Raw genomic sequence first — 3761 nt, 5'->3', positions numbered from 1 at the left:
ATGTGGATGGCGGTGGGGTGGGTGGCCACCTCTACGCAGTCGCCGCCTTCGCTTCCGCTGTAGCTGGACTTGCGCCAAGAGCAGGCGACTTCGAGGCATTCGCCACCCTCGTTGCTGCTGTAGGTGGACTTGAACCAAGCCAGTGCTGCGGTGTTCATAACTCTCCTAGCAGTCCGTGCAAGAGGCGCGCGCTCTCGTCAGGAGATAGTGCCTGTGACCGCAGCATTCCATACTTGAGGTGGTAATCGCTGACCTCCTCAGGCTCGTCGATCATGAAGCTCGCTCGCTGCACCTCCAGGTAGACGAGGCGTTCGTGCTCGGGCGTCTCCAGCAGCGTCATGGGCCCCGCCAGCCCCGCGTGCGGCATCCGATCCATGGGCATGATCTGCATGCTCATGTGGACGGGATCGGTGTACTCCAGGATCTGCTGAATCTGCCTCCGCATCACGTCAGGGCCGCCGACCTGCCGCCGCAGAATGCTCTCCTCCATGACGAAGTGCCCGACAGGCGGCCGGTCCCGCTGCCAGATCAACTGACGGTCCATGCGGGCATTCACCCACTGCTCGGCGGTCTCGCTGCCCAGCGCGGGATAGCGGGCGTCGAAGGCGGCGAGGCAGTACTCCCTGGTCTGAAGCAATCCATGCACCATCTGGGTCTGGTACGACTGGATGCTCACCGCCTCCTGCTCGTGATCGACCAGCCCCTGCGCGAACTGAACGATCCGATCTCGAATCGGCAGCCTGGAGACCACCACTGCCAACGCCCCACCCGTCCCGAGCAGTTCGTCAAACTGCTCGGCGCGATCCGGCTGAAGTGCCAACCTCCCCTGCTCGATCGACCGCACCGTGTCCACGGAGAGGTTCGCCAACTCCGCGAACTGCTCCTGGGTGAGGCGGGCCTTCTTCCTGAAGTGCGCCACGAGCGCACCGACCGCGTACCACGAACCGACCTTCTTGGGCCTCGCTGCCACGTGCATGGCCGTTCCTTTCCCCCATACGCACGCCAAGCTCTCGTAGTGGACTCGTAGTAATCAGGACTACGACGTCACTCACTGACCCACTGTAGTGACGCACAGTGACAATCGCCTCATGAACGCAGAACCCCAGCACCCCCACACGCGCCAGGCGTTCTACCGCCGGGACCGCAGGTCGGTACGGCTCGCACGGCAGTTCGCCGGAGAGGCGCTGACCGCCTGGGCCACCACCGAGCGCAGCGACGACGTACTGCTCTGCGTGAGCGAGTTGGCGACCAACGCCCTCGTCCACGGTGTCCCCGCCGGCCGTGGCTTCCTCCTCCGGCTGACGCTGCACGGCGACGGCGCCCTGCGCGTGGAGGTGCACGACAGCGGCCCGGGGGCGGTCGGTATCCCGGACGCGTCCATGGAGTCGGAGCACGGCCGGGGGCTGCTGCTGGTCGCCGCCCTCGCGGACAAGTGGGGGGTGGGGGAGCGGAACCCGGGCAAGATCGTGTGGTGCGAGTTCGCGGGGGCGGGCGGCTAGCCGAGCCGCTGAGCGCGCTGACGGGCCTGATCGGCCAGCTCGGTGAAGCCGCCTCGCTCGTACGCCTCGGCGGCTTCGAGCCAGGCGGACACGGCCTCGCCGAAGCGGGACCGGCGCGCATGCGCCAGGGCGCTGCTCTGGGCCGCCGCCCCTGCGCCGTACCAGTCGTCGTGCCGTCGGGAGAGGTCACGGGCCTCCTCCAGCACCGACAGGGCTTCGTCCGGGCGGCCCGCTGCCAGCAGGGCGACACCCAGGTTGCGGCAGGCCGAGGCCTCGGCAGGGCCGTCGTTCAAGTGCAACCGTGCGTACGCGTCACGGGCCTGGGTGTGGATGCCGATCGCCTCGTCGTATCGCCCGAGGCTCTGCATGGTCAGGCCGAAGTTGTCCCATGCCCGGGTCGCCCCGTGGAAGTCGTGCGCGCCGATGCAGAGGTCCAGGGCACGAACATGGGCCCTGGCCGCTTCCTCGGAGCGGCCGAGTCGGCGCAGAATCGTCCCGAGGTTGTCCTGGGCCACTGCCTCGGCGCGCCGGTCACCGAGCTGTCGATGCATCTCCGAGGCGCGCCGCACGGTGTCCTCGGCCTCGTCCAGCTGCCCCAGCCCTTCGAGCAGCACTCCCAGGTTGCTGCGGGCGGTGGCGATGCCCTTCCGGTCACCCAGGGCGGTGTAGACGTCGATGCAGCGGCGGAAGGCGTCGGCGGCCTCCTCATGGCGGCGCAGGCTGATCAGACAAGCACCGAGACTGGCCCAGGCGTTGCCCTGGCCCAGGCGGTCCCCGAGTCCGGCGAAGATCCGCCGGGCGTGGTGGAAGGCGTCGATCGCTTCCTCGTACCGGCGCAGACCCCGCAGGGCGTTGCCGAGACAGCCCCAGGACCTTGCCTCCAGTTCCCGGTCACCGATTCCGCGGGCGGCTTCACAGGCGTTCCGGGCAAGCTGCTCCCAGTCGTCGTAGGCGCGGCGGAGTGCGAAGTAGTCGTCCAGTGCGAGCGCCAGAGTGACGGCGAGTTCCGTTTCCTCCGTGTTCTCGCCCTTGGTCCACAGCGCGGCAGCCAGCAGACCGGATCGTTCGGAGTCGAGCCAGCCGAGGGCGTGGAAGAGGTCGCGCCCGAAGATGTCGCTCTGCCCTCCCTTGATCGTGATCTTGGCGGCCCACACGCCCAGGAAGTAATAACCGAGCAGCCGCCTGCGGCCCTCGGTCGCGGGCGGCGCGAGCCCTGACTCCTCGGTGGCCAGCGCCCTCGCGTACTGCCGCAGCAGATCGTGCATCTGCCAGCGCCCGCCGGGCAGCGGAGTGAGGAGGCAGGCCGCTGCCAGGTCGTCCAGCAGCGGTTCCAGGTCCTCCTGCGGGAGCCCGGTGAGCACGGCTGCCGGATCGAGCCCGATGTCGGCACCCGGCGCCTGCCCCAGGAGCCGGAACAGCGCGGCGAGTTCCGGCTCCAGCCGCGCGTACATCACGTCGAACACCGGCCGCAGCGCCAGTTCCCTCCCGTACTGGTCCACGCCGCGCGCCCGCAGCTTCCGCACCCGGTCGGCCGCCCGCCGCAGTTCCGCCGTGAGGGTGGCGACAGGGCGGTGTCTGCGGCGTCGTAGCAACTGGCCGGCGATGAGCAGAGCGAGGGGCAGATGCCCGCACAGCTCGCAGAGTCCGGCCACGGCACCGGGCTCCTCGACGGCCCGGCGGTCGGTGGGGTCGAAGCTCGTCAGCAACCGCTGGACGAGGTCCCGGGAGGCCTCCGGAGCGAGGGCCTCGATCCGTAACTGCCGTACCGGGAGGGAGTCCAGGACGTCCCGTGAGGTGATCAGGACCCGATGACCTCGGCCACCGCCCGGCAGCAGCGGGGCGATCTGCTCCGGAGCCGAGGCGTTGTCGAGGACGATCAGCACCGGCTCCCGGTCCGCCAGACGTGACCGGTAGAACGCGTACCGCTCCTCCGGCGTCGGCGGCATGTCCGTGTCGCGCACCCCGAGCGCCCGCAGGAGGGACAGCACGGCCTGGTCCGTCGTGACCGGCGCCCTGTCGTACCCCCGCAGGTCGATGAAGAGCACGCCTCCCGGAAAACGCCCCTCCTCGCGGGCCGTGTGCGCGACGTGCAGCGCCAGCGCCGTCTTGCCGACACCCCCGAGTCCCGCGACGGCGGAGATGACGACGGCCGGTGCGCTCTCCTCGTCGTCCGCCGCGAGGGCGGCCAGCAGTTCGGCGACGGCGGCCTCGCGCCCGGTGAAGAAGGCGGGCGCGGCCGGCAGCGCGGCGAGGCTGGTCGGG

General features: G+C 69.8%; 4 protein-coding genes. 1 reads left to right on the top strand and 3 read right to left on the bottom strand.

The genetic code is table 11. The features are described from left to right. Both CCN44_RS34570 and CCN44_RS34565 read right to left on the bottom strand, forming a co-directional pair. Window positions 1-158 (bottom strand): DUF397 domain-containing protein (locus tag CCN44_RS34570; protein ID WP_143650173.1); only part of this gene is annotated, 158 nt, incomplete at its 3' end. Further along, entirely contained in the window at window positions 155-976 is an 822-nt protein-coding gene (locus CCN44_RS34565) for a helix-turn-helix domain-containing protein (protein ID WP_086702375.1), read from the bottom strand. The genes CCN44_RS34565 and CCN44_RS34570, both read right to left, overlap by 4 nt. Before the next feature lie 112 nt (window positions 977-1088). Between CCN44_RS34565 and CCN44_RS34560 the strand changes: the two genes are divergently transcribed. Next, entirely contained in the window at window positions 1089-1499 is a 411-nt protein-coding gene (locus CCN44_RS34560; RefSeq protein ID WP_086702372.1) for an ATP-binding protein, read from the top strand. On the opposite strand, the gene CCN44_RS34555 is transcribed toward CCN44_RS34560, so the two are convergent. Next, the coding region (locus tag CCN44_RS34555) for a tetratricopeptide repeat protein (protein WP_086702369.1) at window positions 1496-3761 on the bottom strand (2266 nt) is incomplete at its 5' end. The genes CCN44_RS34560 and CCN44_RS34555 overlap by 4 nt on opposite strands.

This window comes from Streptomyces tricolor, from assembly GCF_002155905.1.
Lineage (GTDB): Bacteria > Actinomycetota > Actinomycetes > Streptomycetales > Streptomycetaceae > Streptomyces > Streptomyces tricolor.
Note: the sequence above shows the minus strand (reverse complement) of the source record. Positions and strands in the feature narration are given on the sequence as shown.

What these genes read in the sequence shown, in the direction of transcription:
- CCN44_RS34560 (WP_086702372.1), top strand. Translation starts at nt 1,089, where the DNA reads ATGAACGCAGAACCCCAGCACCCCCACACGCGCCAGGCGTTCTACCGC.
- CCN44_RS34565 (WP_086702375.1), bottom strand. Translation starts at nt 976, where the DNA reads ATGCACGTGGCAGCGAGGCCCAAGAAGGTCGGTTCGTGGTACGCGGTC.